The following is a 25243-nucleotide window of genomic DNA, read 5'->3' on the forward strand; positions in this document are numbered from 1 at the left end:
CCACGGCGTCACCGCCTCCAGCTGCGCCAGGAAGCGCTCGCGGCGCGTCTGCTTCTTCTTGCCGGCGTACTCGAGATCGGAAAAGCTCGTTTGCATGACGTCTGCTCACCCCCGCTGCGGACCAGGCCGCATTGTCTCAGGACCAAGGTCTCATGCCACCTAGACGTGGGAATAAATCAGCGTTTCCTTAGCCTTCACATGGTCGTAATGCGCAGGCAACATAAAACATCGACCCAGTCACACGGGGAGCCCGTAATGAAGAGATCTGTCCTGCCCTTTGCCGCCATGCTGGTCGCACTCAACATGGTGACGCAAGCTCAAGCTGTCAGTCTTTGCGTCTCTGGGTATGCGTGCAATGATGGCCCACTACCGTCAGAAGTCATACAACCACCCACAGACCTTCCAAACCTGGTAGCTGAGTCTTCACCATTGGTTCTCCAGCCGTTTCAAGACTCAACCGGCTGGAACTACGTCTTCTCAGCGCCGACTCAGACCCATTCAATTGTTATGCCGTACTTCGCTGACAGCAGTATTTTTGCGGTCAGTTCGCCAGATGGGTGGACTTATACGGTTGGGGCACCAGACGCTGATGGCAAAACAACGGCCACTTGGCAGCAGCTCCCGGCATCCTCAACGCCCGCTGGAAGTTTCTCTTTCAAGTCGAGTTACTCTCCATCTGAGGCGACATATCAATTCACCTTCGAAGACGGATCAACACGGAACTACCATTTATTTGTTCCGTACTCGCCCATGGCCCAAGTTTCTGGGTACACACCTTCTGCCGCCACTGTTCCAGAACCAGCTGCAATCTACATGGCAGCGTTGGGGTTTGCTGCATGCGTTGCTGCAACAAGGCGTCGCAAAAATGGCTAACTGATCGTTGCACACGGACGCCAATGAACTTGCGTTGAGCGACCCGCAAGCCCTTGCGGCGGCGCTGGCGCCGTGGGTCGTCGGCCGCTTCGGCGCCGAGGCGGCGATCAGCGGACTGAGACTGCTGGCCGGCGGCGCGTCGCAGCAGGTCTGGCGGCTGGAAATTGCCGCATCGGCCGGGCCGCTGGCGCTGATCGTGCGTCGGGATCTGGGCGGGCGCATGTTCGCCACGGCGCTCGGGCGGCAAGCCGAATTCGCGGTGATCGAACTCGCCCATGCTGCCGGCGTGCCGGTGCCGCAGCCCTACGCGTACCTGGAGAATCTAGACGGCAAGGCGGCTTTTGTCATGGCCTGCCTGGAGGGCGAGACCATCGGCCGGCGCATCGTGCGCGAGCCGAGTCTGGCGAATGCGCGCCGCCTGCTCCCGCAGCAGATGGGCTCGGCGCTGGCCGCCATCCACGGCATCGCCGTCGCCGAGGCGGCGTTCCTGCCCGGCCCTGCCGCGGGCGAGGGTGCGGCGGCGTATGGCCTTCGCCTGCTCGAACAGGAGCTCGCGGCGGTCGCGGAGCCCTACCCTGTCCTCGAACTGGGCCTTGCCTGGTTGCGCGCGCACCCGCCGGCGGAGCTGCCGCCGGTGCTGTGCCACGGCGATTATCGCGTCGGCAACGTGGTGGTCGACGAACAGGGCCTGGTCGGCGTGCTGGACTGGGAATTCGCCCATCGCGGCCATCCCGGCGAGGATCTGACTTTCGGCGCCATCCGCGCCTGGCGCTTTGGCGAAGCCGGCAAGCACTACGGCGGCGTCGGCGACATGGCGGCCTTCCTGAGCGCCTACAACACAGCCCGCGGCACGGCGTTCACCGAGCGCGAGCTGTACTGGTTCGAGGTCGCCTCGAACCTCAAATGGGCCATCGCCACCGTCACCCAGGCCCGCCGCCACCTGTCCGGCCAGGAACCGAGCCTCGAACTGGCCAGCCTGGGTCGCATGACGGCCGAGATCGAGCTCGAAATCCTGAGCCTGCTCGACCCGCGCCACCCACGCCATCCGGGAGACTGACCGTGCAGGACCGCCCCACCGCGCCGGAGCTGCTGGATGCCGTGCGCGAGTTCATGGCCACCGAGCTGCTGCCCACGGTCGGCGACGCGCGCCTGCGCTTTCGCACCCTGGTGGCCGCCAACCTGCTGGACATGCTGCGCCGCGAGCTGGCCCTGGAACCGGCCCTGCTATGCGCCGAATGGGAACGCCTCACCGCATTGCTGGGCGATGCCGCGCCATCACCGGCGAACGAACGCGAACTCGCCGCGGCGGTCGCCGCCCAGCAGGCAATCCTGTGCACCCTGATCCGCGAAGACCGGGCACCCAGCGGCACGTTCACCGCGCTGACGCACAGCGTGCGCGCCAAGCTCGAAATCGCCAATCCGCGCTATCTGGACGGCTTCGAACCGCTCTAGGCTTCGAGGACGCCGACCGGCGCGGGGCGAGTCATCGCCATCCGCGTGGGCGGGTGCATGGGCAGACGGATGAGCGTGGATGTAGGCGTTTTAGCGCGCCCTGTTCGGCCCGAGGGCGGGCCTCCCACAAGCAGAATCCGCGGGACGGGTGGAGCCGTCGTGGGAGCGGCATCCCCCGCCACGAATCCGCCGGCACCCCGTTCGGCCCGGGGGCGGGCCTCCCACACCTGAGCACTGCTGCGGAAGCGCCGTCATTCCAGGCAACCGAAATCGCGGGATATGGCTTTTGCCCAGCCCGCCCTACCGCCTGCTCGCCGCAGCACCGGCCAAGAGCCGCTCGCCCCTACATGCTGCGCCGGTACTGCCCGCCCACCTGATACAGCGCGTGGCTGATCTGGCCGAGGGTGGCGTGGCGCACAGCGTCCATCAGGGCGGCGAAGGTGTTCTCGCCGGCCGTGGCGGCCTGCTGCAAGCGGGCCAGGGCGGTCGGCGCGCTGGCGGCATGGCGAGCCTGAAAGCCGCTCACGGCGTCCAGCTGTAGCTGTTTTTCGTCAGCCGTGGAGCGGATCAGCTCGCCGGTGAATTCGGCATCCTGCACACCGTCGCGGGCCAGATAGGTGTTCACGCCCACGATCGGCAGGCTGCCGTCGTGTTTCTTGTGCTCGTAGTAGAGGCTTTCTTCCTGGATCTTGCCGCGCTGGTACTGGGTCTCCATGGCGCCCAGCACGCCGCCGCGCTCGGACAGGCGCTCGAACTCCTGATAGACGGCCTCCTCCACTAGGTCGGTCAGGTGCTCGATGATGAAACTGCCCTGCAGCGGGTTTTCGTTCTTGTTCAGGCCCAGCTCCTTGGTGATGATGAGCTGGATGGCCACCGCCCGGCGCACGGATTCCTCGGTCGGCGTGGTGATCGCCTCGTCGTAGGCGTTGGTGTGCAGGCTGTTGCAGTTGTCGTACAGGGCATACAGCGCCTGCAGCGTGGTGCGGATGTCGTTGAACTGGATTTCCTGCGCGTGCAGGGAGCGGCCGGAGGTCTGGATGTGGTACTTCATCATCTGCGCCCGGGGGCTGGCGCCGTAGCGCTCGCGCAGGGCGCGCGCCCAGATGCGCCGCGCCACGCGGCCCAGCACCGCGTATTCGGGGTCCATGCCGTTGCTGAAGAAGAACGACAGGTTGGGCGCGAAGTCGTCGATGGCCATGCCGCGGGCCAGGTAGTACTCGACGATGGTGAAGCCGTTGGCCAACGTAAAGGCGAGCTGGCTGATCGGGTTCGCGCCGGCCTCGGCGATGTGGTAACCGGAGATCGACACCGAGTAGAAGTTGCGCACCTGCTGGTCGACGAAGTACTGCTGGATGTCGCCCATCATGCGCATGGCGAATTCGGTGCTGAAGATGCAGGTGTTCTGGGCCTGGTCTTCCTTCAGGATGTCGGCCTGCACGGTGCCACGCACGGTCTTTAGCGTGTCGGCCTTGATGCGGGCGTAGGTGTCCGCATCCACCAGCTGATCGCCGCTCACGCCGAGCAGGCCCAGACCCAGGCCGTCGTTGCCTTGCGGCAGCTCGCCGGCGTAGGTCGGGCGTGGCTGACCGGCCAGTAGTTGGTCGATTTTTTGCTGCGCCTGCGGCCACTGTCCGCTCGCGCGCAGGTGTTTTTCCACCTGCTGGTCGATGGCGGCGTTCAGGTACATGGCCAGGATCATCGGCGCCGGGCCGTTGATGGTCATCGACACCGAGGTGGTCGGGCTGCACAGGTCGAAGCCCGAGTAGAGCTTTTTCATGTCGTCCAGGCAGCAGATGGACACGCCGGAGTTGCCGACCTTGCCGTAGATGTCCGGGCGCGGGTGCGGGTCCTCGCCGTACAGGGTGACCGAGTCGAAGGCGGTCGACAGGCGCGCCGCCGGCTGGCCCAGCGACAGGTAATGAAAGCGCCGGTTGGTGCGCTCGGGCGTGCCCTCGCCGGCGAACATGCGGGTCGGATCCTCGCCGGCGCGCCGGTAGGGGTAGACGCCGCCGGTGTAGGGATAGGCGCCCGGCAGGTTCTCGTTGCCCAGATACCGCAGCAGCTCGCCCCAGTCGCGGTAGCGCGGTGGCGCGAGCTTGGGAATGCGCAGGCGCGACAGGGTCTCGACGTAGTTGTCGCCGGTCACGGCCCGGCCGCGCACGTCGTAGCTGTAGTGCTCGGCGGTGACGGCATCGCGGCGCGCCGGCCACTGGCGCAGCAGGTCGATCGATTCATCGCTGAGCTCGCCCAGCGCCGCGTTGTAGCGCTGGCGCAGGGTCAGCAGGCTGCGGTCGCCCTCGCCGCCGAGCGCGGGCTGCGGATACGGCGTCAGCGGCGCCGGCAGCGCCGGATCGTCCAGGGATTTGAGGCTCTCGTAATGGCTCTGGGCCAGGCTGGCGGCATCCGCCTCGTGCTCCAACCGGGCACGGATGGCGCGGCCTTCGGCGGCGATCTCGGCCAGGTAGCGGCTGCGGCTGCCGGGGATCAGCGCCTGTGCCCGCGGCTGGCGGTGGGTCACGTCCAGCTGCGGCGTCCAGCGCGCCGCATCCAGGCCGAGCTTGTCCACCAATCGCCGGCACAGGGACACGAACAGCCAGTTCACGCCCGGATCGTTGAACTGGCTGGCGATGGTCGGAAATACCGGCACCTGGTCGTCCGGCAGCTCGAAGGCCGCCCGGTTGCGCTTCCACTGCTTGCGCACGTCGCGCAGGGCGTCCTCGGCGCCGCGTTTCTCGAACTTGTTCAGCACGATGAGCTCGGCGTAATCGAGCATGTCGATTTTTTCCAGCTGCGTGGCGGCGCCGTACTCGCTGGTCATCACGTAGATCGGCAGGTCGACCAGGTCGACGATTTCCGTATCGCTCTGGCCGATGCCGGCGGTCTCGACCAGGACCAGCCCGAAGCCGCAGTCGGCCAGGAAGTCGATCGCGTCCTTGAGCATCACGGACGTTGCCAGGTGCGAGCGGCGGGTGGCCACCGAGCGCATGAAGATGCGTTCGTCGGCCAGCGCATTCAGGCGGATGCGGTCGCCCAGCAGCGCCCCGCCGGTGCGCCGCCGGGTCGGGTCCACCGCCAGCATGGCCACGCGCAGGTCCGGGAAGTGGCGCGTGAAGCGCAGCAGCAGCTCGTCGGTGAGGCTGGATTTGCCGGCACCGCCAGGGCCGGTGATGCCCAGCACCGGCGGGCGGGCCGCGCCGGGCTTGGGCCACACGCCGGACAGGCGCGACTTGGCCGGACCGTCGCCGTGCAGATTCTCGATCGCCGTCAGGCAGCGGGCGATGGCCAGGTGCTCCGTCGGGCCGGCCGGGCGGGTCGGCAGCGTCTCCACGCGGTGCTCGGCGGTGCGGGCGAGCATGTCGGCGATCATGCCTTCCAGACCCATCGCGCGGCCGTCGTGCGGGCTGTAGATGCGCTCCACGCCGTAGGTTTCCAGCTCACGGATCTCGGCCGGCACGATGACCCCGCCGCCGCCGCCGAACACGCGCACGTGGGCGGCGCCGGCCTCGCGCAGCAGGTCCACCATGTACTTGAAGTACTCCACGTGCCCGCCCTGGTAGGACGACACGGCGATGCCGTCGGCATCCTCCTGCAGGGCGGCGCGCACGATCTCCTGCACGCCGCGGTTGTGGCCCAGGTGGATGACCTCTGCGCCCTGGTCCTGCATCAGCCGACGCATGATGTTGATGGCCGCGTCGTGGCCATCGAACAACGAAGCGGCGGTGACGAAGCGCAGCGGCCGGCTGGCCGTCACCGCCGCGATTTCGGGCGAGCGCTGAGGGTGCATGCGAGGACTCCGTGATGCGGTTGGCGCGCTGCCGATGCGGCAGGTGCTGTCGTGGAGGGCATTCTAAACGGGCGTCAGGGTGCCGCGTGCCAACGCAGCCAAGCCGTCTCGCTGCTGCCGAAAAGGCGGGCTAAGTCCCCGCCGCCCCGGTGCTGCTGCCAGCGCCGCCCTTATGGCATGCGTTCTGCATACAGCACTGCATACTAGGCGACAACGGGAGGGGCAGAGTGACTCGGACGGTATCGATTCATTCCTATCGCGGCGGCACCGGCAAGTCCAACCTGGTGGCCAATCTGGCGGCGGCGCTGGCGCGCGCCGGCCAGCGCGTGGGCGTTGTGGATACCGACATCCAGTCGCCGGGCATCCACGTGCTGTTCGGCCTGACGCCGGACCAGATCGGCCGCACGCTGAACGACTTTCTGTGGGGCAATTGCGAGATGCTCGCCGCCACCTACGACCGAACGGTGGTGCTCGGCTCGTGCACCGGATCGGTGCATCTGGTGCCCTCGAGCATCAAGGCGGGCGATATTGCCCGCATCGTCAAGCATGGTTTTGACGTGGCTCTGCTCAATGACGGTTTTCAGCAACTCAGCCGGGCGCTGGATCTCGATTTCCTCTTGGTCGACACCCACCCTGGCGTGAACGAGGAAACGCTGCTGTCGATCGCCGTGTCCGACACGCTGCTGTTGATCGTGCGCCCGGACCGGCAGGACTTCCAGGGCACCGCGGTCACTGTGGACCTGGCCCGGCAACTGGACGTGCAGGACGCAAACATCGTGCTCAACAAGGTGCTGCCGGGCATGGACCGGGCGGTCCTGAAGGCGCGCGCCGAAGAAGCCTTCGGCATTCCGGTGCTGGCGATATTGCCACTGTGCGAAGGGCTGCTCAGCCTGGGCAGCGAAAGCATATTCGGCCTGAGTTCGCCGGATGATCCCTACGCGGTCGCCGTGAGCGCCATGGCCGCCCGCTTGTTGCGCTAGCCCGCGGCCAGGAGACAGCTAGATGGAGGATCGGCCTTCCGATATTGGCGCCCTGGTGCGCGGCATTCGTACCGCGGTGTCGCCGTTTCGAAGCACCCTGCGCGAGTTGCAACAGCGCTACCGGGACCTGCAGGACGGCCGCGTGGCGGACTACATTCCGGAGCTGGCCACGGCCGATCCGGCCTGGTTTGGCATTGCGGTGGCCGGCGCCGCGGATGGGCAGCTGTTCGAGGCCGGCAACTGCGAGCAGGAGTTCACCATCCAGTCGATATCCAAGCCGTTCGTGTTCGGCCTGGCGCTGGAGGACCACGGCCGCGAGGCGGTCGCCGCCCGGGTGGGCGTCGAGCCGACCGGCGATGCCTTCAATTCCATCATCAAGCTGGACGAGGGCAGCCACCGGCCGCACAACCCGATGGTCAACGCCGGCGCCATTGCCACCGCGGCCCTGATCAAGGGCGACACACACGTCGAGCGCCTGAACCGCCTGCTGGACATGTTCGGCCGCTACATCGGCCGCCGGCCGAAGGTGGACGTGGCGGTGTACGCATCGGAGCGTCAGACCGGACATCGCAATCGCTCCATCGCGCACCTGCTGCTGAATTTCGGCATGCTGCCGCCGAACGTGGAGGAGGTTCTCGATCTGTACTTCCAGCAGTGCTCGATCCTGGTGACCACGCGCGACCTGGCCATGATGGCGGCCACACTGGCCAATGGCGGCGTCAACCCGGTCACCGGCGTGCGCGCCCTGCAGGCCGAGTACGTGCAGGACCTGCTGAGCATCATGTACACCTGCGGCATGTACGACTACGCCGGCCAATGGGCTTACGATGTCGGGCTTCCTGCCAAAAGCGGCGTCTCCGGAGGCGTCATGACAGTCGTGCCCGGTCGCATGGGAATGGCCGTTTTTTCCCCGCCACTGGACAGCCACGGCAACAGCGTGCGCGGTGTGGCGGTGTGCCGGGAGCTGTCGCAACGCTTCGGCTTGCACTGCTTCGGGAGCGCCCCGCCAGCGGACGCCGCGCAACTGCCGTGGACTGCACACGCCCGGGTGACGCCGTCGGCCCCACCGGCATGAGCTCGTTGTTCCCGGGGGCGCCGGTCGAGCTGTCGGCGCACCTGTTGCACGACCTGCGCACGCCGGTCAACGCCATTCTGGGTTACGCCAACCTGCTGGTCGAAGACACCCCGGACGACGTCGAGTTGCAGCGGCGGGTCGAGCCGGTACGCCGGTCCGGTGAGCGGCTGAACGACCTGATCGGAACGCTGCCGCGCAGCGGGCCACTGCCGGCCGACTGGCTGCCATCGCTGCAGGCGCCGCTGGCCGAGCTTGAAACGGGCATCGCCGGCCTGCGGTCGTGGGACGGCGCACCGCAGGAGGACGTGGATCACATCGAAACGGCGCGCGGCAGACTGCTTGAACTGCTCGCCCGACTGGCCGTCAACGACGACCCGACGCGGCTTCGAAGCGCTCCCCTGCCACAGTCGGCGCTACCGCTGCCACAGCCGCCAGTCGTGGCGCCCACCGGCAGCAGCATTCTGATCGTCGACGACACTGACCTGAACCGTAACCTGCTCAGCCGGCGCCTGCAGCAGCTCGGCCACCAGGTGGACGCGGTTGGCGATGGCGATACCGCCCTGCGCATGCTGCGCCGCCGTCCGTATGACCTGCTGCTGCTGGACATCATCATGCCGGGGCTGGACGGCTATCAGGTACTCGAACTGCTGCGGGCCGATCCCGAACTGTCGTCATTGCCGGTACTGGTCATCTCCGCGCTGACGCAAATGGACAGTGTGGCGCGCTGCATCGATCTGGGCGCCGTGGATTTTCTGCCCAAGCACGTCGATCCGGTGGTGCTGCGCGCGCGCGTAACCCGCTCGATCGAGCAAAAGCGCGCCCGGGATCGCGAAACCGGCTACCTGAAGGACGTGGCCAAACTGACCGCGGCGGCCGCCAGCGTGCGCGATGGCCAGCGCGTGGATGAGGCCGAACTCGAGCGGGTCGGGCAGCGCGCCGACGACCTGGGCGAACTGGCGCGGGCCTTCGGGCGCATGGTGCGCGAATTCAACCAACGGGAGGCCGCCCTGCGCGCCCAGCTGGCCGAAGTGCACCGGCTGGAAGTCGACGCCGCCAGCCGCTCGCAGGCGGTGGCCGAAATCACCGAAAGCGAGTATTTCCGCAATCTGCGCGCCAAGGCTCGCGCCCTGCGCGAACGTTGAGCCACGCCTGCGCTGCTCAGGCAGCTCCGGTTTTTGCCAGCAAGCCTGCGATCTTGCCCAGCAGCCGGTCCAGGTCGATCGGCTTGGTGTCGTAATCATCGCAGCCCGCGGCCATGGCCTTGTCGCGGTCCTCGCTCATCGCATGCGCGGTCAGGGCGATCACCGGGATGTGTGCCGTGGCCGGATCGGCCTTCAGGCGGCGGGTGGCCTCCCAGCCGTCGAGTACCGGCAGGCTCATGTCCATCAGTATCACTGCCGGCGCGTCGCTGAAGGCGCGTGCAAGGCCGGCCGCCCCGTCCTCGGCCATCACCACGTCGAAGCCCTTGCGCAGCAGCCGCCGCGACAGCATGTCGCGGTTCATCTCGTTGTCCTCGACCAACAGAACCTTTGCCATCTTCGTTCAACCTCCCGCCGCCCGGGCCTGCGGGCTCACATCCTGCAGGGCGAGGCTGATCTGTGCCTGCAGTGCGCCGCGCGTCAGGGCAGATTTGCTGATTCGCAGCGCCCGATAGCGGTCCAGCTCAAACTGTTCGTCGTCAGCCAGCTCCTGCGACGTGACGACGATGACCGGCGTCGGAACGCGATCCTGTTCGCCAGCGCGCAGTCGGGTCAGAAACTCCCGCCCGCCCATGCCCGGCATCAGCCAGTCCAGGAGTATCAGGTCCGGCGGGCGCTGCTGCATCACCTCGAACGCCTGCCAGCCGTCGTTCGCCTCCATGATCTGCCAGCTGCCGTCAGCCAGCGCCCGCCGGGTCAGCGCCCGCGACTCCGCGTCGTCGTCGACCACCAGCACCGTCCCCTCCTGCGGCACCAAACCGCAACGACGCAGACTGGCGGCCAACTGCTGGCGATCCACCGGCTTGGTCATGAAGTCCGCCGCCCCCAGCGCGAATGCCATCTCGCTGTCGTCGAGCATGGTCAGCACGATGACCGGAATGGCCCGCGTCTGCTCATCGGCCTTCAGCGAGGACAGGACAGACCAACCGTCGGTTCGCGGCATCAGCACATCCAGAATGACCGCCTGTGGCCGCAGGCGCTTGACGATGTCCAGCCCCTCATCGCCGGTGCTGGCCGTGACCACGCGATAGCCCTCGCGGTTCAGCAACCGACCCATCAGTTCGAGCATGCCCGGGTCGTCGTCGATCACCAGTACCAGGTCGCCGCCCTGCTGGGCAGTGATGGGCGACTGCGTCGTCGGCGCGTTGTCCTGGGCAGCGGTTTCACTGACATGCACCGGCAGGTCGATGGTAAACGTCGAGCCGACGCCGGCAATCGAACGCACACTGATGTCGCCACCCATCATGCGACAGAAGCGCCGGCTGATACTCAAGCCCAGGCCGGTACCACCAAAACGGCGGGCCGTGGACGAATCGGCCTGCGCGAAATCCTCGAATACCTTGCCCACCTGCTGTTCGGTCATGCCGATACCGGTGTCGGTCACGCTGAAGCGCAGGCGCGGGCGCGGACCCTCGGCCAGCAGCTCGACGCCCAGGGTGATGGTGCCGTGGTCGGTGAACTTGGCGGCATTCGACAGCAGGTTGAACAGCGATTGGCGCAGCCGCGTCAGGTCGGCGTGCATGGAGCCGGGATCGTCAGGCACCTGCAACACCAGCGTATTGCTGTTCTTGGCCACCAGCGGGCGCACCGTGTCGACCACATCCGTGAGCAGGGCCTGCACCGGGAAGGTTTCGAGGCTCAGCTCCATCTTGCCGGCCTCGATCTTGGACAGGTCCAGGATGTCGTTGATCAACGCCAGCAGGTGCTTGCCTGAACTGCGGATGCGTTCCAGATCCTGTGCCATCTGCTCGGCGTCCGGATCATCGGCACGGTCGCCAAGGTCATCCAGCAGCATTTCGGTGTAGCCAATGATGGCGTTCATCGGCGTGCGCAACTCGTGGCTCATGTTGGCCAGAAAAGCGCTTTTCAACTGATTGGCCTGCTCGGCCGCCTGACGTGCCTCGTCCGTGCTGCGAGCTGCCTGCTGCAACTGACCGGCCATCTGGTTGATGCCGCGGGCCACATCCGCCAGCTCGTCGTCATGCTCCAGGGGAATACGGTAGGCAAGGTCGCCGCCGCCGATGCGCTGCGCACCGGCATTCAGCTGGATCACGCGGCGGCGCAGGAAGACAAAGAAATGCAGGGTCACCACCACCACCAGCACGCCGGTGATCAGCAGGTTGGCGATGCTCACCCGCCGGGTCAGGCGCTCGACGGACGCATCCTGAGCCGCCACGGCGTCGGCATGCGCTTGCTGCGCCGCCTGTAACGCGGCCAGTTGCACGCGAATCCGGCGCAACAGGGAATCGCTTGCCTCGTGCGTCGGCCAGCTGCCGCTGCGCAGTTCATCCACCGCCTTGCGCAGGGCCTGCAGATCGCTGCTGCCGGCCAGGGACTCGCTGCTGGCAAGGCCTGTGAGCGCGTCTTCCAGCGCGGCCAAAGGAGCAGTTTCCATGGCCCCGGAACGCGGGTCCAAGGCCCGTAATTGCAGCTCGGCGCGGGCCAGCAGCAACTGGCTTTCGGCCGCATCCAGGATGCGTTCGACGCTGTTCGAGCGAAAAAACTGCGCCCCCAGGGCCAGCGCCACATTGATCCCGAACAGCAGCAGGATCAAACCGAACGACAGCAACAGCCGCTGCGCAATCGTCACGGGCCGACCCCTGCAATCATCACGGGCTGAGCCCTTCCGGCAGCGGCGCAATACCCTGCCTACGGTTGATTTCGTGGGGCTCCGGCGGCACCGGCAATTTGCCGCCGGTCCACTCGATCACTGCCCCGGCGCGGCGATCGCGCGCGAGCGTCGGCGGCAGTACATCGCGACGGCGACGGTCCTTCAGCCCCGAATACCCGCATTTGCAACTTGCACTGGTGCAGCCGCCGAGCGGCAGCAGCGGCGCGCGATACAAATCGAACACCTGCGTGCGCAGGGCCTGCGCAACCTGGCAGGCGCCCTGGGGTGGCAGACGCAGCATGATCGCCCAGTAGTCGCCCGAGCGCTGCAGTTCCTGTAGATGCGCCTTGGGCTGGCGCGGGAACTTTCGTTGATTGGTCCTGGCTCGGCCTGCGCGCGCTGGCGCCACCTCACGACGCGAGCCCAGCAGCCCCCACAGGGCGCTGAAAGCGACCCCTGCCAGGACCGGCAACGGCAACAACCAGGCCGCCAGCACCCAGTCGGCACCGGAAAGCGCCTGCCAAAGCTGGGCCGCGCCCGCAATCAGCAGGCTCACCGTCAGCCAGAATAACCAGCGTAACCACCCGCTGCGCCTGGGCTTGCTCGCACGCACGTCGTGTCCCTGCGAAAGTATCTTCGATTGGTGGGGCTGTTGTATGCCACAAAGTATGGATGCAAATGGTTGAAAAACCAACCTTGCCAGCAGGATGATGGCACGGCCTGAACCACAAAATCCTGTGGCACGTGCCACTGAAGTACAAGCGGGCACGCACGGACCACGCCCGTCTGCGAAGCGCCGGGCATCGAGCCGGCCAAGGAACGACGCGATCCGGCGTCAATGCCGAATTCGCCCAGGAACCGTGCCGCTATCGCCCAGGATCGCGTTGCCGAGCCATCCGGAGCAAGCCTTGGTGTGGCACGTTGCGCCGCCCGTGGGGATCGATCCGGCCCTGCCGGGAATGATGGATGAGCAGACTGCGGCGATGGCCGCCGCGGCCGGATCAGACGATCAGCGCAAACACCACGCCGACCGCCACGATGGCGACGACGGTGGCAATCAGGGCCTTGGGCAGGGTGTCGATCATGCGCTACAGGAATGTGCCGCGAGGGCAGGCTTCGAAAATGGCTCCCCGGGACGGGCTCGAACCGCCGACCCAGTGATTAACAGTCACTTGCTCTACCGACTGAGCTACCGGGGAAGAAAAGGCCGCGTAGTCTAGGTGCCGTGCGGGCGGCTGGTCAAGGCGCAAACGGCCATCAGCCGAGAGCTACTTTAAGCCGGCGCATGGCCTCCTTGAGGTTGTCCATGCTGGTGGCGAACGACAGGCGCAGGTAGCCGGGGGCGCCAAAGGCGCTGCCGGGCACCAGGGCGACCTCGGCCTTTTCCATCAGCCAGGCGGCGAACTCGACGTCGTCGCTGACCCCCGGCGTGGCGGCGATGGCGTCGGCCACGCTGAAGAAGCAGTAGAACGCCCCGTCGGCCGGCGCGCAGCGGATGCCCTTGATGTCGTTCAGCGCCGCCACCACGAAGTCGTGGCGCTGCTTGAAGGCAGTGTTCATCTGCTGGATGAAGCCCTGATCGCCTTCCAGGGCGGCCTGCGCCGCCACCTGCGAGATGGAACAGGCGTTGGACGTGCTCTGCGACTGGATCTTGGCCATCTCGCTGATGACGCGGGCATCACCGGCGGCGTAGCCGATGCGCCAGCCGGTCATCGAATACGCCTTCGAGACGCCGTTGAGCACCATCGTGCGCTCGTACAGCGCCGGGCAGGCGTTCAGGATGTTGCGAAACGGCGCGCCGTCCCAGCGGATGTGCTCGTACATGTCGTCGCTGGCGATCCACACCTGCGGGTGGCGCAGCAGCACCTCGGCCAGGGCGGCCAGTTCGGCTTCCGAATAGACGCTGCCGGTGGGATTCGACGGGCTGTTGAGCACCAGCAGTTTGGTGCGCGACGTGATGGCCGCCTCCAGCTGCGCCGGGCTGATCTTGAAGTGGCCGTCCAGATCGGTTTGCAGGATCACCGGCGTGGCGCCGGCCAGCAGCACGATGTCCGGATAGGACACCCAGTACGGCGCCGGGATGATGACCTCGTCGCCCTCCTCCAGCAGCACCTGCGCCAGGTTGTAGAAGCTCTGCTTGCCGCCGGACGAGACCAGAATCTGCGCCGGCTGGTAGCTGAGACCGTTCTCGCGCGCGAACTTGTCGACGATGGCGCGGCGCAACTCGGGCGTGCCCTCGACCGCCGTGTATTTGGTGAAGCCGCGGTCGATGGCGGCCTTGGCGGCGTCCTTGATGTGCTGCGGCGTGTCGAAATCCGGCTCGCCGGCGCCCAGGCCAATCACCTTGCGCCCGGCGGCCTGCAGCTCCTTGGCCTTGGCGGTGACGGCCATGGTGGCGGACGGCTTGATGGCGGCGACGCGGGCGGCGAGCTTGAGTTCCACGGTGGTTACCCCGATATGGGCAGACGGCAAAAAAAGGGCGGCTAATATACGAGTTTGCCCGCCGCCAGCGTACCCCATGAGCCAACCGTTCCAACTCGTCAGTCCCTACGCGCCGGCCGGCGACCAGCCGCAGGCCATCGCCCGCCTGATCGAGGGGCTGCAGGCCGGCGAGGACGCGCAGGTGCTGCTGGGCGTCACCGGCTCGGGCAAGACCTTCACCATTGCCAACGTCATCCAGGCGGTGCAGCGCCCGACCATGGTGCTGGCGCACAACAAGACCCTGGCGGCGCAGTTGTACGCGGAGTTCCGGGATTTCTTTCCGCACAACGCGGTCGAGTACTTCGTCTCCTACTACGACTACTACCAACCGGAAGCCTACGTGCCGGCGTCCGACACCTATATCGAGAAGGACGCCTCCATCAACGCGCAGATCGAGCAGCTGCGCCTGTCCGCCACCAAGGCGGTGCTGGAGCGGCGCGACGTGATCGTGGTGGCGTCGGTGTCGGCCATCTACGGCCTGGGCGACCCGCGCATGTACCTGAGCATGGTGCTGCACCTGTCGCGCGGCGAGCGCATCGACCAGCGCGCCATCCTGCGCCGCCTGGCCGAGCTCCAGTACACGCGCAACGACCTGAACCTAACGCGCGGCACCTACCGCGTGCGCGGCGAGATCATCGACGTGTTCCCGGCCGAGTCGGAGACCGACGCCGTGCGCATCGAGCTGTTCGATGACGAAATCGAGTCGCTGGCCTACTTCGACCCGCTGACCGGCGCCATCCAGCGCCGCGTGCCGCGCCTGACCATCTACCCCAAGACCCACTACGTCACGCCCAAGGACACCATCCGCGCGGCAGTGGAGCAGATTCGCCAGGAACTTGGCCCGCGCCTGACCGCCCTGCGCGCCGCCGGCAAGCTGCTGGAAGCCCAGCGCCTGGAGGAGCGCACGCGCTTCGATATGGAGATGCTGCAGGAGCTCGGCTACTGCTCCGGCATCGAGAACTACTCGCGCTACCTGTCGGGCCGCGGCCCCGGCGAGGCGCCGCCGACCCTGTTCGACTACCTGCCGCCCGACGCCCTGCTGGTGGTGGACGAGGCGCACGTCATGACCCCGCAGCTGCGCGCCATGTACCGCGGCGACCGCTCGCGCAAGGAAGTGCTGGTCGACTACGGCTTTCGCCTGCCCTCGGCGCTGGACAATCGGCCGCTGAAGTTCGAGGAATGGGAGCGCCTGGCGCCGCAGACCATCTTCGTTTCCGCCACGCCGGGGCCGTACGAACTCGGCCGCACGTCCACCGTCATCGAACAGGTGGTGCGCCCGACCGGCCTGGTCGACCCGGAGGTCGAAATCCGGCCGGTGGCCACGCAGGTGGACGACCTGCTGTCGGAAATTACCCGCTGCGCGGCCGCCGACCAGCGCGTGCTGATCACCACGCTGACCAAGCGCATGGCCGAGGACCTGACCGAGTACCTGTCCGAGCACGGCGTGCGTGTGCGCTACCTGCACGCCGACGTCGAGACCGTGGAACGGTCCGAGATCATCCGCGACCTGCGCCTGGGCGCCTTCGACGCGCTGGTCGGCATCAACCTGCTGCGCGAGGGCCTGGACATGCCCGAAGTGGCCCTGGTGGCCATCCTGGACGCCGACAAGGAAGGCTTCCTGCGTTCCGAACAGTCGCTGATCCAGACCATCGGCCGCGCCGCGCGCAACCTGAACGGCCGGGCCATCCTGTACGCCGACCGCATCACCGGCTCCATGCAGCGCGCCCTGGCCGAGACCGACCGCCGCCGCGCCAAGCAGATCGCCTACAACGCCGAGCACGGCATCACCCCGCGCGGCGTGCAAAAGGCCGTCGGCGAACTGCTCGACATCGGCCGCAAGGAACCGGCCCAGGAACGCCGCCGGGTGGCCAAGGTGGCCGAAGACGCCGCCGATTACGGCGCCATGTCGCCGCGCCAGATCGGCCAGCTCATCGCCCGCCTGGAACAGGACATGTACCGCCACGCCGAGAACCTGGAATTCGAACAGGCGGCGCAGGTGCGCGATCGCATCCACGCCATCCGCGAGCTGGCCCTGCGCGGCGGGGCGGTGGATGTCGTCCTGCCGTAACTCAACGGACGGGGCCCCGCTCGTGGGGCTCAAGGAAACGCTTGCGTCTTGACGCTCCCCCATCCCCAGGGGAACGTTCCCGGCTCGACGGTTGCTACCACTCGGTGTCCGGGTCGTGGGGCCTGCAGGCCGGCGCGCAGTCGTACGGTTAGGTGGTGTTTCTGGTGACCGGCGCGGCGCTGAACCACCTGCGTGAGACGAAGGGCTGGGTGCTCGGCGTCGGGCCGACGCCGGTGCTGGTCGACGAGGGAGCAGCCAAGAATCTGTCTACCTCCACGCTCAAGGATGATGCGTATGCCTTCAGCTTCAGCCAGCAGGGGCTGATGGCGGGGCTCACCATCGGGGACACGAAGATATCCCGCATCGAGCGCTGACGGCCGTTGATGCCGGGCCGCGGGGCGGGACCCGGCCCGCGTGTCTGACCGCTCAGCCGACCGTCGGCAGCCGCTTCAGCGCGTCCGCGATGGCGGTTTCGGGGTAGTCGTAATCGCGCAGTTCCCCGGCGAAATAGCGGTCATACGAGGCCATGTCGAAATGGCCGTGGCCGGACAGGTTGAAAAGGATCACCCGCGGCTCGCCGGCCTGTTTCGCCTCCAGTGCTTCGTCGATGGCGGCGCGGATGGCGTGGTTGGACTCCGGCGCCGGGATGATGCCCTCGCTGCGGGCGAACAGCACGCCGGCCTCGAAGGTGGCCAGCTGCGGCACGGCGCGTGCCTCGACGATGCCGGCGTGGCGCAGCTGCGCCACCAGCGGCGCGCTGCCGTGGTAGCGCAGGCCGCCGGCGTGGATGCCGGGCGGCACGAAATCGTGCCCCAGCGTATACATGCGCATGATGGGTGTGAGGCCCGCCGTATCGCCATAGTCGTAGGCATAGGCGCCGCGCGTCAGCGTGGGGCAGGACGCCGGCTCCACCGCCAGCAGGCGCACCTGCCGGCCGGCGGCCTTGTCGGCCACGAACGGAAATGCCAGCCCGGCAAAGTTCGATCCGCCGCCGCAGGGGGCGATCACCACATCCGGATAATCGCCGGCCAGCGCCATCTGCGTCTTCGCCTCCAGGCCGATCACGGTCTGGTGCAGCATGACGTGGTTCAGCACGGAGCCGAGCGCGTAGTTGGTGTCGGCGCGGCCGGCAGCTTCCTCGACCGCCTCGCTGATCGCCATGCCCAGCGAGCCCGGCGAGTCGGGGTCTTGTTGCAGCATCGCCCGGCCGGCGGCGGTGTGCGGACTGGGGCTGGCGATGACCTCGGCGCCCCAGGTGCGCATCATCGAGCGGCGGTGCGGCTTCTGGTCGTAGCTGACGCGCACCATGTACACGCGCACCTCGACGCCCAGCATCTGGCCGGCCATGGCCAGCGACGAGCCCCACTGCCCGGCGCCGGTTTCGGTGGTCAGGCGCTGCACGCCGGCCTGCGCGTTGTACCAGGCCTGCGGCACCGCGGTGTTGGGCTTGTGTGAGCCGGCCGGGCTGACGCCCTCGTACTTGTAGTAGAGCCGTGCCGGGGTGCCCAATGCCTGCTCCAGGCGGTGCGCGCGGTACAGCGGCGCCGGCCGCCACAGGCGGTAGATGTCGCGCACCGCGTCCGGAATCGGCAGCCAGCGCTGGGCGGACATCTCCTGCTCGATCAGGGCTGGCGGGAAGATGGCCGACAGCGCATCCGGCGCCAGAATCTTTCCGTCCGGTCCGCGCGGCGGCTCGGGCGGGGCCGGAAAATCCGCTACCACGTTGTACCAGTGGGTCGGGATGGCCGACTCGGGCAGCAGGAACTTGGTATCGGTCATGGCGTGTTCTCCCCTGCGGCGTGAGGCCGGAACATATGCCGGAACACGGCCTGAGCGCCACTGCGCCCGGCGGCAGCCGCATCCACCGGCCGGTCGTGACGGGCTTCCCGGCGATTCTGCCGGCGGCGCCATGAAGCCCGCCTGTGGGCGGTTGCGTTGTCGCCGGGGCGGCCCCTGTGCTAATGTTCGCGCCCTTTTTAGGCGCGTAGCTCAGTTGGTTAGAGCACCACCTTGACATGGTGGGGGTCGTTGGTTCGAGTCCAATCGCGCCTACCAGAACAAAACCCGCAAGTTCGAACAGTGTCGAACTTGCGGGTTTTTTGTTTCAGGCCGCCGTAAACCGGAGCGCCCATGATCGAACCGCTGCTACTGACCACGGTGCGGATCTGCACCTTCGACGGCGACCGGCTGCTGACCGGCGCCAGCGGATTCTTCTTTGCCCGCGACGAGCGCCTGTTCCTGGTCACCAGTCGCCACGTGGTGATCGATACGCCCAGCGGCCACGAGCCCAGCCGCGTCGAGATCGAATTCCACACCGATCTGCAGAACCTGGCCGCCTCCAGTGTGCTATCGATCCCGCTGTACCAAGACGGCACAGCCGTCTGGCGCCAGGGCGCCGATGCCGGCGGCGACATCGACGTGGCCGTGATCGAACTCGACCGCTCGGCCCTGCCGCCGACGGTGCCGCTGTGCTGCTTCACACCGCAGCACCTGCAAAGCTCGCTCAACGAGGTGGAAGTCGGCACCTCGGTGCTGGTGGTGGGCTTTCCGCTGGGCTTTCACGACACCCTGCACCACCTGCCGGTGGTGCGCCAGGCGGTGATCGCGTCCTCGTTCGGCATGCGCTTTCAGGGCCAGGGCTATTTCCTCACCGACGCGCGCACCCACCGCGGCCTCAGCGGCGCGCCGGTGGTGATGCGCACGACGCCAAACGACACCGACCTGCCGTGGACGCTGCTGGGCGTGCACTCGGCGCGCCTGGACATCGGCAACCGCGACCAGGACATGGACGAAACACTCGGCCTGAACTGCGCCTGGTACGCAGATATCCTGCTCACGCTGACGGCCGGGGACTAGCCCCTGCCCACACACGCGAGGTCGCCATGCACGACGCCATCACGCCGTTCTCGATTCATGTCGACGATTCGGTCATCGCGGACCTGCACCGGCGCCTGCAAAACACCCGCTGGCCAGAAAGGGAAACCGTCGACGACTGGTCGCAGGGCGTGCCGCTGGCGTACGTGCAGGACGTGTGCCGCTACTGGCGCGAAGGCTACGACTGGCGCGCCAGCGAGCGGCGCCTGAACCGCTTCAGCCAGTTCACGACCCGGCTCGACGACCTCGACATCCACTTCATCCATCAGCGCTCGCCACACCCGCAGGCGATGCCGCTGCTGATCACCCACGGCTGGCCGGGCTCCATCGTCGAGTTCCACAAGGTGATCGAACCGCTGGTCGATCCGGTCGCGCACGGCGGCGACGCGGCCGACGCCTTCCACGTCATCTGCCCCGCCCTGCCCGGCTACGGCTTTTCCGGCAAGCCTGCGCACACCGGCTGGGGCATCGCAAAAATCGCGCAGGTGTGGAACCGGCTGATGCTGCGGCTTGGCTATTCCCGATATTTTGCCCAGGGCGGCGACTGGGGCGCCGCGGTCACCGCGTCCATCGGCCAGCAGAATCTGGGCAACTGCCGGGCCATCCACATCAACATGCCGATCGTGGAGCCGGACCCGGCGACCATGAACGACCTGTCGCCCCTGGAACAAGGCGCCCTGGCCGCCATGCAGTACTACGTGGAGCAGGACTCCGGCTACTCGAAACAGCAAAGCACCCGCCCACAGACGCTGGGCTACGGCCTGGTCGATTCACCCAGCGGCCAGGCGGCGTGGATTCTGGAGAAATTCCAGGCCTGGACCGACTGCGACGGCCACCCGGAAAACGTGCTCACCCGCGACGAAATGCTCGACAACATCATGCTGTACTGGTGCACGGCCAGCGCCGCATCCTCGGCCAGACTCTACTGGGAGAGCTTCCGCAGCCTGTCGCGGTTCGACATCGCGCTGCCGACCGGCGTCAGCATCTACCCGAAGGAAATCTTTCGCGCCTCCCGGCGCTGGGCCGAGCGTCACTACACGAACCTGATCCACTGGAACGAACTGGACCGCGGCGGGCACTTCGCCGCCCTGGAACGCCCGCAGGTGTTCGTGGACGAAGTGCGCACCTGCTTCCGCTCCCAGCGCTGAATTTCAAGCAATGTACCTGGACGCAGCGCAGCGGAATCCGGTTTCATTTTCCACCTTAGCCAGGTGTCGTCGAAACCGGCAGCAGCCCAGTTCTCATCGCGGCTTCTCCGGTTCCAAGATGCCGCGTTGGCAAGCACGTTAATTGCCGGTTTTTGACGGGACAGGACACAAGGCAGCAACGATTACCTGCTCGGCCGCTACACGCTGGCCGATCTGGTGATGCTGCCGCACCTGGCGACGCTGCGCGATGCGGGCTTCGCCCTGCCGGGCACCCTGCATCGGTATCTGGAGCGCCTGGCCGCCCGCCCGGCCTGGCAGGCAATCCAGAACTGGCCGGGCTGAAAAGCCGCCGGGCCACCGCGAAACGGCGCTCCTGTTGTAGGAGCCCAGCTATGCCGGGCGATGTTTTCGGCGCCATCGCGCAGCAAAGCAGCGCCCCTACACCGCAGGGCGGCCGCTCAACCCAGCTCGCACAGCAGGTCGCCGGCGCGCACCGTGTCGCCGACCTGCACCGCCAGACGCTTGACCAGGCCGGCATGTGGCGCCGCCACCAGATTGACCATCTTCATGGCCTCGGTGGTGACCAGCCGCGCGCCGGCCGCCACCGCCTCGCCCTCCCGCACGTGCAGCGCCGCGATCTTGCCGGCCATGGGCGCGGCAATGTGGTTGGCGTTGTCCGGGTCGGCCCGTTCGCGCTGCTGGCGCTTGCCGGCCACCGAGCGGTCCTGGATGACCACGTCGCGGCGGCGGCCATTGAGCTCGAAGAACACCTGCCGCGTGCCGTCCGGTTCCAGTTCGCCAATCGCCAGCAGCTTGACGATCAGCGTCTTGCCCTCTTCGATGGTGACCACGCCTTCCTCGCCCGGCTTCAAGCCATAGAAGAAGATCGGCGTGTCGATGACCGACACGTCCCCGCAGCGCTCGACGAAACGCGCGTAGTCCCGGAACACCTGCGGGAACATGGCCTGTGCCACCAGGTCCTCGTCGCTGAGCTTGCGATGGCCGGCGGCCTTGCGCGCGGCCTCGAAGTCGTAGGCTTTCAGCAGCGCGCCGGGGCGCTTCTTGAGCGGCTTCTCGCCCTTGAGCACCGCCTTTTGCAGCGCCTTGGGAAAGCCGCCATCCGGCTGGCCCATGCGCCCGGCCAGCAGATCGACGAAGGCATCCGGGAACGCCAGTTCCGCGCCGCGGGCGATGACGTCGTCCGGTGTCAGGTCGTTCTGCACCATGAACAGCGCCATGTCGCCGACTGCCTTGGACGAGGGCGTCACCTTGACGATGTCGCCCAGCATGTCGTTGACCGTGCGGTAGGCGCGCTTGACCTCGTCCCAGCGCTCGCCAAGACCCATCGAGATGGCCTGGGTGCGGAAGTTCGAATACTGACCGCCGGGCATTTCGTGCTCGTAGACGTCGGCCGAACCGGCCTTCAGACCACACTCGAACGGCGCGTAGGCCTCGCGCGCCACCTCCCAGTAATCGGCCAGCGCCTGCAGGCCGTGCGGATCGATGCCGGTCGCCCGCTCGCCGCTGGCCAGGGCATAGACCAGTGCGTTCAGCGACGGCTGCGAGGTAGTGCCGGACATGGACGACAGCGCGCCGTCGACGATGTCCACCCCGGCCCGCGCCGCCTCCAGCAGCGTGGCCACGGCGTTGCCGGCGGTGTCGTGCGTGTGCAGGTGCACGGGAAGGTCGACGGCGTTTTTCAGCTCCGTGACCAGAATCCGCGCCGCGTCGGGCTTCAGCAGGCCGGCCATGTCCTTGATGGCCAGGATGTGCGCGCCGGCGCCGGCGATCTGCCGTGCCCGCTCCACGTAGTACGGCAGCGTGAACTTCAGGCGCCTGCCGTCGCTGATGTCGCCGCTGTAGCAAACGGCGGCCTCGGCGATCTTGCCGCACTCGACGACCTTGTCGATGCTCGGGCGCAGGTTCTCGACCTGGTTCAGGCAGTCGAAAATGCGAAACACGTCGATGCCGTTGCCGGCCGCCAGTTCGATGAAGCGCGCCACCACGTTGTCGGGGTAATTGGCGTAGCCGACCGCGTTGCCGGCGCGCAGCAGCATCTGCAGCAGCGTGCCCGGCATGCGCCGGCGCAGGCGGCGCAGGCGCTGCCACGGGTCCTCGTGCAGAAAACGGTAGGCAACATCGAACGTCGCCCCGCCCCACATCTCATGCGAGAAAAAGCCGGCCGTCAGGTGCGCCGTGGCATGCGCCACGCGCTCGATGTCGTAGCTGCGCACGCGCGTGGCCAGCAGCGACTGGTGCGCATCGCGAAACGTGGTGTCGGTCAGCAGGACCGACTTTTGCGCCAACACCCAGCGCGCAAGACTAGCCGCGCCATGCGCCTGAAACACCTCGAAGGCCGGCGATGTCGGCGGTGCCTCATGCGTCACTTTCGGCAGCGGCGCGGCATGCACGCGCTTGGGGATCAGCGCGCGGTCCACCTCCGGCGCGCCGTTGACGATCACGTCCCCGAGGTAGGCCAGCAGCTTGTTGGCGCGGTCCTGGCGCGGCCGGAAGCGGAACAGTTCCGGGTGGTCCTCGATGAACGTGGTGTCGCACTCGCCTTTCAGGAAGGTCTCGTTCTGCAACACGTTTTCGAGAAACGGAATGTTGGTCTTCACGCCGCGGATGCGGAACTCGCGCAGCGCGCGCAGCGCCTTGGCCGCCGCCTGGTCGAAATCCAGCGCGAAGGCCGACACCTTGATCAGCAGCGAGTCGTAGTGCGGCGACACCACCGCGCCCTCGAAACCCGAGCCGGCGTCCAGCCGGATGCCGAAGCCCTCGCCGGCCCGAAAGGCCGTGATCTGGCCGGTGTCCGGCGCGAAGTTGTTGGCCGGGTCCTCGGTGGTGATGCGCACCTGAATGGCGCAGCCGCGCCGCTCGACGGCCTGCTGGCTCGGGATGCGGATGGCGTCCGAATCCAGGCGATGGCCCTCCGCGACGCGAATCTGCGCCTGCACCAGATCGCGGCCGGTTATCAGCTCGGTGATGGTGTGCTCGACCTGGATGCGCGGGTTGACCTCGATGAAGTAATGCCGGCCCTGGCGATCGAGCAGGAACTCCACCGTGCCGGCGTTGCTGTAGTCCACCGCGGCGCAGATCTTGAGCGCGTCGGCGCACAGCGCCGCGCGGGTGGCCTCGCTCAGCGTGATGGCCGGGGCGATCTCGACCACCTTCTGGTGGCGCCGCTGCACCGAACAGTCGCGCTCGAAAAGATGCACGCGGTTGCCGTGGCGGTCGCCCAGGATCTGCACCTCGATGTGCTTGGGGCCTTCCAGATAGCGCTCGATGAACACCTTGGCGCTGCCGAATGCCGCCTGGGCCTCGGCCTGCGAGCGGGCCAGCGCGTCGCGCAGGCCGGCCTCGTCGCGCACGATGCTCATGCCCCGCCCGCCGCCGCCCATGGCCGCCTTCACGATCAGCGGATAGCCCGCCTCGGCGGCAAAGGCCAGCGCCTCGGCCTGCGTCTGGACGGCGCCATCGGTGCCGGGAATCACCGGCACGCCGGCGCGGATGGCGACGTCGCGGGCGTAGACCTTGTCGCCCATCGATTCGAGCACCTGCGACGAGGGCCCCACGAAAACGATGCCCGCCGCCTCGCAGGCGCGCGCGAAGTCGGCGTTCTCGGACAGGAAGCCATAGCCGGGGTGGATGGCGTCCACCTCGCGCGAGCGCGCCAGCTCGATGATCTCGTCGAAATCCAGGTAGGCGCGCACCGGCTCCTTGCCAACGCCGACCAGATACGCCTCGTCCGCCTTGTAACGGTGCAGGTGCAGGCGGTCCTGCTCGGAGTAGATGGCCACCGTCTGGATGCCCATTTCCGTGCAGGCACGAAACACGCGGATGGCGATCTCGCCCCGATTGGCCACCAGCAGCTTGCGGAAGCGGCGCGGCGCGGGGTGTTTGCTGCCGGATTTCGGCATGGATGTCGACCTCGGGGAAGCTATGGGGGCACGGGCAGACCGCGCTGTGCATGCAACGGACGCGCGATTCTATCCAGCAAAACACCCAGCAACAGCGATGCCAGACCGCCCGCCGCCGCCCGCGTGCCGCCGTCCCGATGCCGCCGACGCGTCAGTCGTGTCCGGGCGACGCCCCTGACGGCACCCACGCACCGGCCGCCCACCCACCCCGCCGCCACGCCCAGGCTCACACCACCACCACGCATGGCGCCCGCGACGCTGCCGCACCGCCGCGTGCCACACGTCCGCCCCGCGCCCGGCCCGGCGGACGGTCTGGCGCCCTTCTCGTCTTGACGAAGCCTGTGCCCGGCCCCGTTGGGGGCGCGGCATGCCGTGTTCCTATGCCGCCCTCATCCCGTCTTCATAAGGCCTCGGCCCGACCGGGTAGGGGCGACGCATGCGTCGCCCCTACGGGTCTTAATCCCTTCTTCATAAGGTCTGGGTCCGTTCCCGCTATTATCGAAGGGGCGCTGTACTTGTGCGCGTCTTAATCCCTTCTTCATAAGGTCTGGGTCCGTTCACGTGGAGCATGGTAAATGATTACTTTCTTTCGTTTCTTAATCCCTTCTTCATAAGGTCTGGGTCCGTTCGATGGACTGGGCGGACCCAAGCGGGTGGCGGCGTCTTAATCCCTTCTTCATAAGGTCTGGGTCCGTTCTGGCCCTGCTCGACAACCTCACCCGCGAGCTGAGTCTTAATCCCTTCTTCATAAGGTCTGGGTCCGTTCTAAAAACCATGA

17 protein-coding genes, 2 tRNA genes, 1 pseudogene and 1 CRISPR repeat array (1 of these 21 cut by a window edge) are annotated in these 25243 nt (G+C 67.2%); of the genes and pseudogenes, 12 read left to right on the plus strand and 8 right to left on the minus strand.

Going from position 1 to position 25243, the window contains the following annotated elements; genetic code table 11:
- Positions 1–750: 750 nt before the first annotated feature.
- From H5U26_RS14940 to H5U26_RS11255, 3 genes are read left to right on the plus strand one after another with little or no spacing between them, the layout of a single operon-like run.
- Entirely contained in the window at positions 751–873 is a 123-nt protein-coding gene (locus tag H5U26_RS14940) for a PEP-CTERM sorting domain-containing protein (RefSeq protein ID WP_366055939.1), read from the plus strand.
- 34 nt (positions 874–907) lie between these two features.
- Complete coding sequence (locus H5U26_RS11250; RefSeq protein WP_290619699.1) at positions 908–1930, plus strand: phosphotransferase family protein; 1023 nt, start codon at positions 908–910, stop codon at positions 1928–1930.
- Positions 1931–1932: 2 nt separating this feature from the next.
- Positions 1933–2325, plus strand: coding sequence for a DUF6285 domain-containing protein (locus H5U26_RS11255; RefSeq protein WP_290619701.1), 393 nt, complete (start codon positions 1933–1935; stop codon positions 2323–2325).
- A 343-nt stretch (positions 2326–2668) separates the two neighbouring features.
- Here H5U26_RS11255 and H5U26_RS11260 read toward each other — a convergent pair whose 3' ends face one another.
- Positions 2669–6109: a methylmalonyl-CoA mutase family protein gene (locus H5U26_RS11260; protein WP_290619703.1), complete on the minus strand. Its 3441-nt coding sequence runs from the start codon at positions 6107–6109 to the stop codon at positions 2669–2671.
- A 227-nt stretch (positions 6110–6336) separates the two neighbouring features.
- Between H5U26_RS11260 and H5U26_RS11265 the strand changes: the two genes are divergently transcribed.
- The 3 genes from H5U26_RS11265 to H5U26_RS11275 are packed head-to-tail and all read left to right on the plus strand — an operon-like array spanning position 6337 to position 9306.
- Complete coding sequence (locus H5U26_RS11265; protein ID WP_290619705.1) at positions 6337–7089, plus strand: MinD/ParA family protein; 753 nt, start codon at positions 6337–6339, stop codon at positions 7087–7089.
- A gap of 22 nt (positions 7090–7111) precedes the next feature.
- The gene (glsA, locus tag H5U26_RS11270; protein WP_290619707.1) at positions 7112–8164 is read left to right on the plus strand and encodes a glutaminase A; all 1053 of its coding nucleotides are present in this window, start codon (positions 7112–7114) and stop codon (positions 8162–8164) included.
- A complete protein-coding gene (locus H5U26_RS11275; RefSeq protein WP_290619709.1) occupies positions 8161–9306 on the plus strand; it encodes a response regulator in 1146 nt (381 codons plus the stop codon). Before glsA ends, H5U26_RS11275 begins: the two co-directional genes overlap by 4 nt.
- Positions 9307–9322: 16 nt before the next feature.
- Here H5U26_RS11275 and H5U26_RS11280 read toward each other — a convergent pair whose 3' ends face one another.
- The 5 genes from H5U26_RS11280 to H5U26_RS11300 form a co-directional block, all read right to left on the minus strand.
- On the minus strand, positions 9323–9700 hold the full coding sequence (locus tag H5U26_RS11280) for a response regulator (RefSeq protein WP_290619711.1): 378 nt from the start codon (positions 9698–9700) through the stop codon (positions 9323–9325).
- A 6-nt stretch (positions 9701–9706) separates the two neighbouring features.
- The gene (locus H5U26_RS11285) at positions 9707–11953 is read right to left on the minus strand and encodes a response regulator (protein ID WP_290619713.1); all 2247 of its coding nucleotides are present in this window, start codon (positions 11951–11953) and stop codon (positions 9707–9709) included.
- Positions 11954–11972: 19 nt separating this feature from the next.
- On the minus strand, positions 11973–12587 hold the full coding sequence (locus H5U26_RS11290) for a hypothetical protein (protein ID WP_290619715.1): 615 nt from the start codon (positions 12585–12587) through the stop codon (positions 11973–11975).
- Positions 12588–13097: 510 nt separating this feature from the next.
- Positions 13098–13173: transfer RNA gene (locus H5U26_RS11295), tRNA-Asn, on the minus strand.
- A gap of 58 nt (positions 13174–13231) precedes the next feature.
- Positions 13232–14416, minus strand: coding sequence for a pyridoxal phosphate-dependent aminotransferase (locus H5U26_RS11300; protein ID WP_290619717.1), 1185 nt, complete (start codon positions 14414–14416; stop codon positions 13232–13234).
- Positions 14417–14492: 76 nt separating this feature from the next.
- Between H5U26_RS11300 and uvrB the strand changes: the two genes are divergently transcribed.
- Positions 14493–16523, plus strand: coding sequence for an excinuclease ABC subunit UvrB (gene uvrB, locus H5U26_RS11305; RefSeq protein WP_290619719.1), 2031 nt, complete (start codon positions 14493–14495; stop codon positions 16521–16523).
- Positions 16524–16600: 77 nt separating this feature from the next.
- A pseudogene (locus H5U26_RS11310) lies at positions 16601–16897 on the plus strand (YSC84-related protein); the annotation flags it as partial.
- Positions 16898–16949: 52 nt separating this feature from the next.
- Here the strand turns inward: H5U26_RS11310 and H5U26_RS11315 are convergent.
- On the minus strand, positions 16950–18302 hold the full coding sequence (locus H5U26_RS11315) for a TrpB-like pyridoxal phosphate-dependent enzyme (protein ID WP_290619723.1): 1353 nt from the start codon (positions 18300–18302) through the stop codon (positions 16950–16952).
- A 199-nt stretch (positions 18303–18501) separates the two neighbouring features.
- Here H5U26_RS11315 and H5U26_RS11320 point away from each other — a divergent pair.
- From H5U26_RS11320 to H5U26_RS11335, 4 genes are all read left to right on the plus strand, one after another.
- A tRNA-Val gene (locus tag H5U26_RS11320) sits at positions 18502–18578 on the plus strand.
- Between the two features lie 75 nt (positions 18579–18653).
- Positions 18654–19379 carry a serine protease gene (locus tag H5U26_RS11325; protein WP_290619725.1) on the plus strand — a complete coding sequence of 242 codons (726 nt, stop codon included), beginning with the start codon at positions 18654–18656 and terminating at the stop codon, positions 19377–19379.
- Between the two features lie 26 nt (positions 19380–19405).
- On the plus strand, positions 19406–20545 hold the full coding sequence (locus tag H5U26_RS11330) for an epoxide hydrolase family protein (protein ID WP_290619727.1): 1140 nt from the start codon (positions 19406–19408) through the stop codon (positions 20543–20545).
- Between the two features lie 219 nt (positions 20546–20764).
- Positions 20765–20887, plus strand: coding sequence for a hypothetical protein (locus H5U26_RS11335; protein WP_290619729.1), 123 nt, complete (start codon positions 20765–20767; stop codon positions 20885–20887).
- Positions 20888–21003: 116 nt separating this feature from the next.
- Here the strand turns inward: H5U26_RS11335 and H5U26_RS11340 are convergent, their stop codons facing one another.
- Positions 21004–24465 carry a pyruvate carboxylase gene (locus H5U26_RS11340; RefSeq protein ID WP_290619731.1) on the minus strand — a complete coding sequence of 1154 codons (3462 nt, stop codon included), beginning with the start codon at positions 24463–24465 and terminating at the stop codon, positions 21004–21006.
- Between the two features lie 385 nt (positions 24466–24850).
- Positions 24851–25243: direct repeats of the CRISPR family, unit length 36 nt; unit sequence GTCTTAATCCCTTCTTCATAAGGTCTGGGTCCGTTC (it continues 1920 nt past the right edge of the window).

The organism is Immundisolibacter sp. (genome assembly GCF_014359565.1).
GTDB lineage: Bacteria > Pseudomonadota > Gammaproteobacteria > Immundisolibacterales > Immundisolibacteraceae > Immundisolibacter.

Bases quoted from the DNA above. Each gene is read 5' to 3' on its own strand.
- H5U26_RS14940 (WP_366055939.1), top strand. From the start codon at position 751: ATGGCCCAAGTTTCTGGGTACACACCTTCTGCCGCCACTGTTCCAGAA.
- H5U26_RS11260 (WP_290619703.1), bottom strand. From the start codon at position 6,109: ATGCACCCTCAGCGCTCGCCCGAAATCGCGGCGGTGACGGCCAGCCGG.
- glsA (WP_290619707.1), top strand. From the start codon at position 7,112: ATGGAGGATCGGCCTTCCGATATTGGCGCCCTGGTGCGCGGCATTCGT.
- H5U26_RS11275 (WP_290619709.1), top strand. From the start codon at position 8,161: ATGAGCTCGTTGTTCCCGGGGGCGCCGGTCGAGCTGTCGGCGCACCTG.
- H5U26_RS11280 (WP_290619711.1), bottom strand. From the start codon at position 9,700: ATGGCAAAGGTTCTGTTGGTCGAGGACAACGAGATGAACCGCGACATG.
- uvrB (WP_290619719.1), top strand. From the start codon at position 14,493: ATGAGCCAACCGTTCCAACTCGTCAGTCCCTACGCGCCGGCCGGCGAC.
- H5U26_RS11315 (WP_290619723.1), bottom strand. From the start codon at position 18,302: ATGACCGATACCAAGTTCCTGCTGCCCGAGTCGGCCATCCCGACCCAC.
- H5U26_RS11325 (WP_290619725.1), top strand. From the start codon at position 18,654: ATGATCGAACCGCTGCTACTGACCACGGTGCGGATCTGCACCTTCGAC.
- H5U26_RS11330 (WP_290619727.1), top strand. From the start codon at position 19,406: ATGCACGACGCCATCACGCCGTTCTCGATTCATGTCGACGATTCGGTC.
- H5U26_RS11335 (WP_290619729.1), top strand. From the start codon at position 20,765: ATGCTGCCGCACCTGGCGACGCTGCGCGATGCGGGCTTCGCCCTGCCG.
- H5U26_RS11340 (WP_290619731.1), bottom strand. From the start codon at position 24,465: ATGCCGAAATCCGGCAGCAAACACCCCGCGCCGCGCCGCTTCCGCAAG.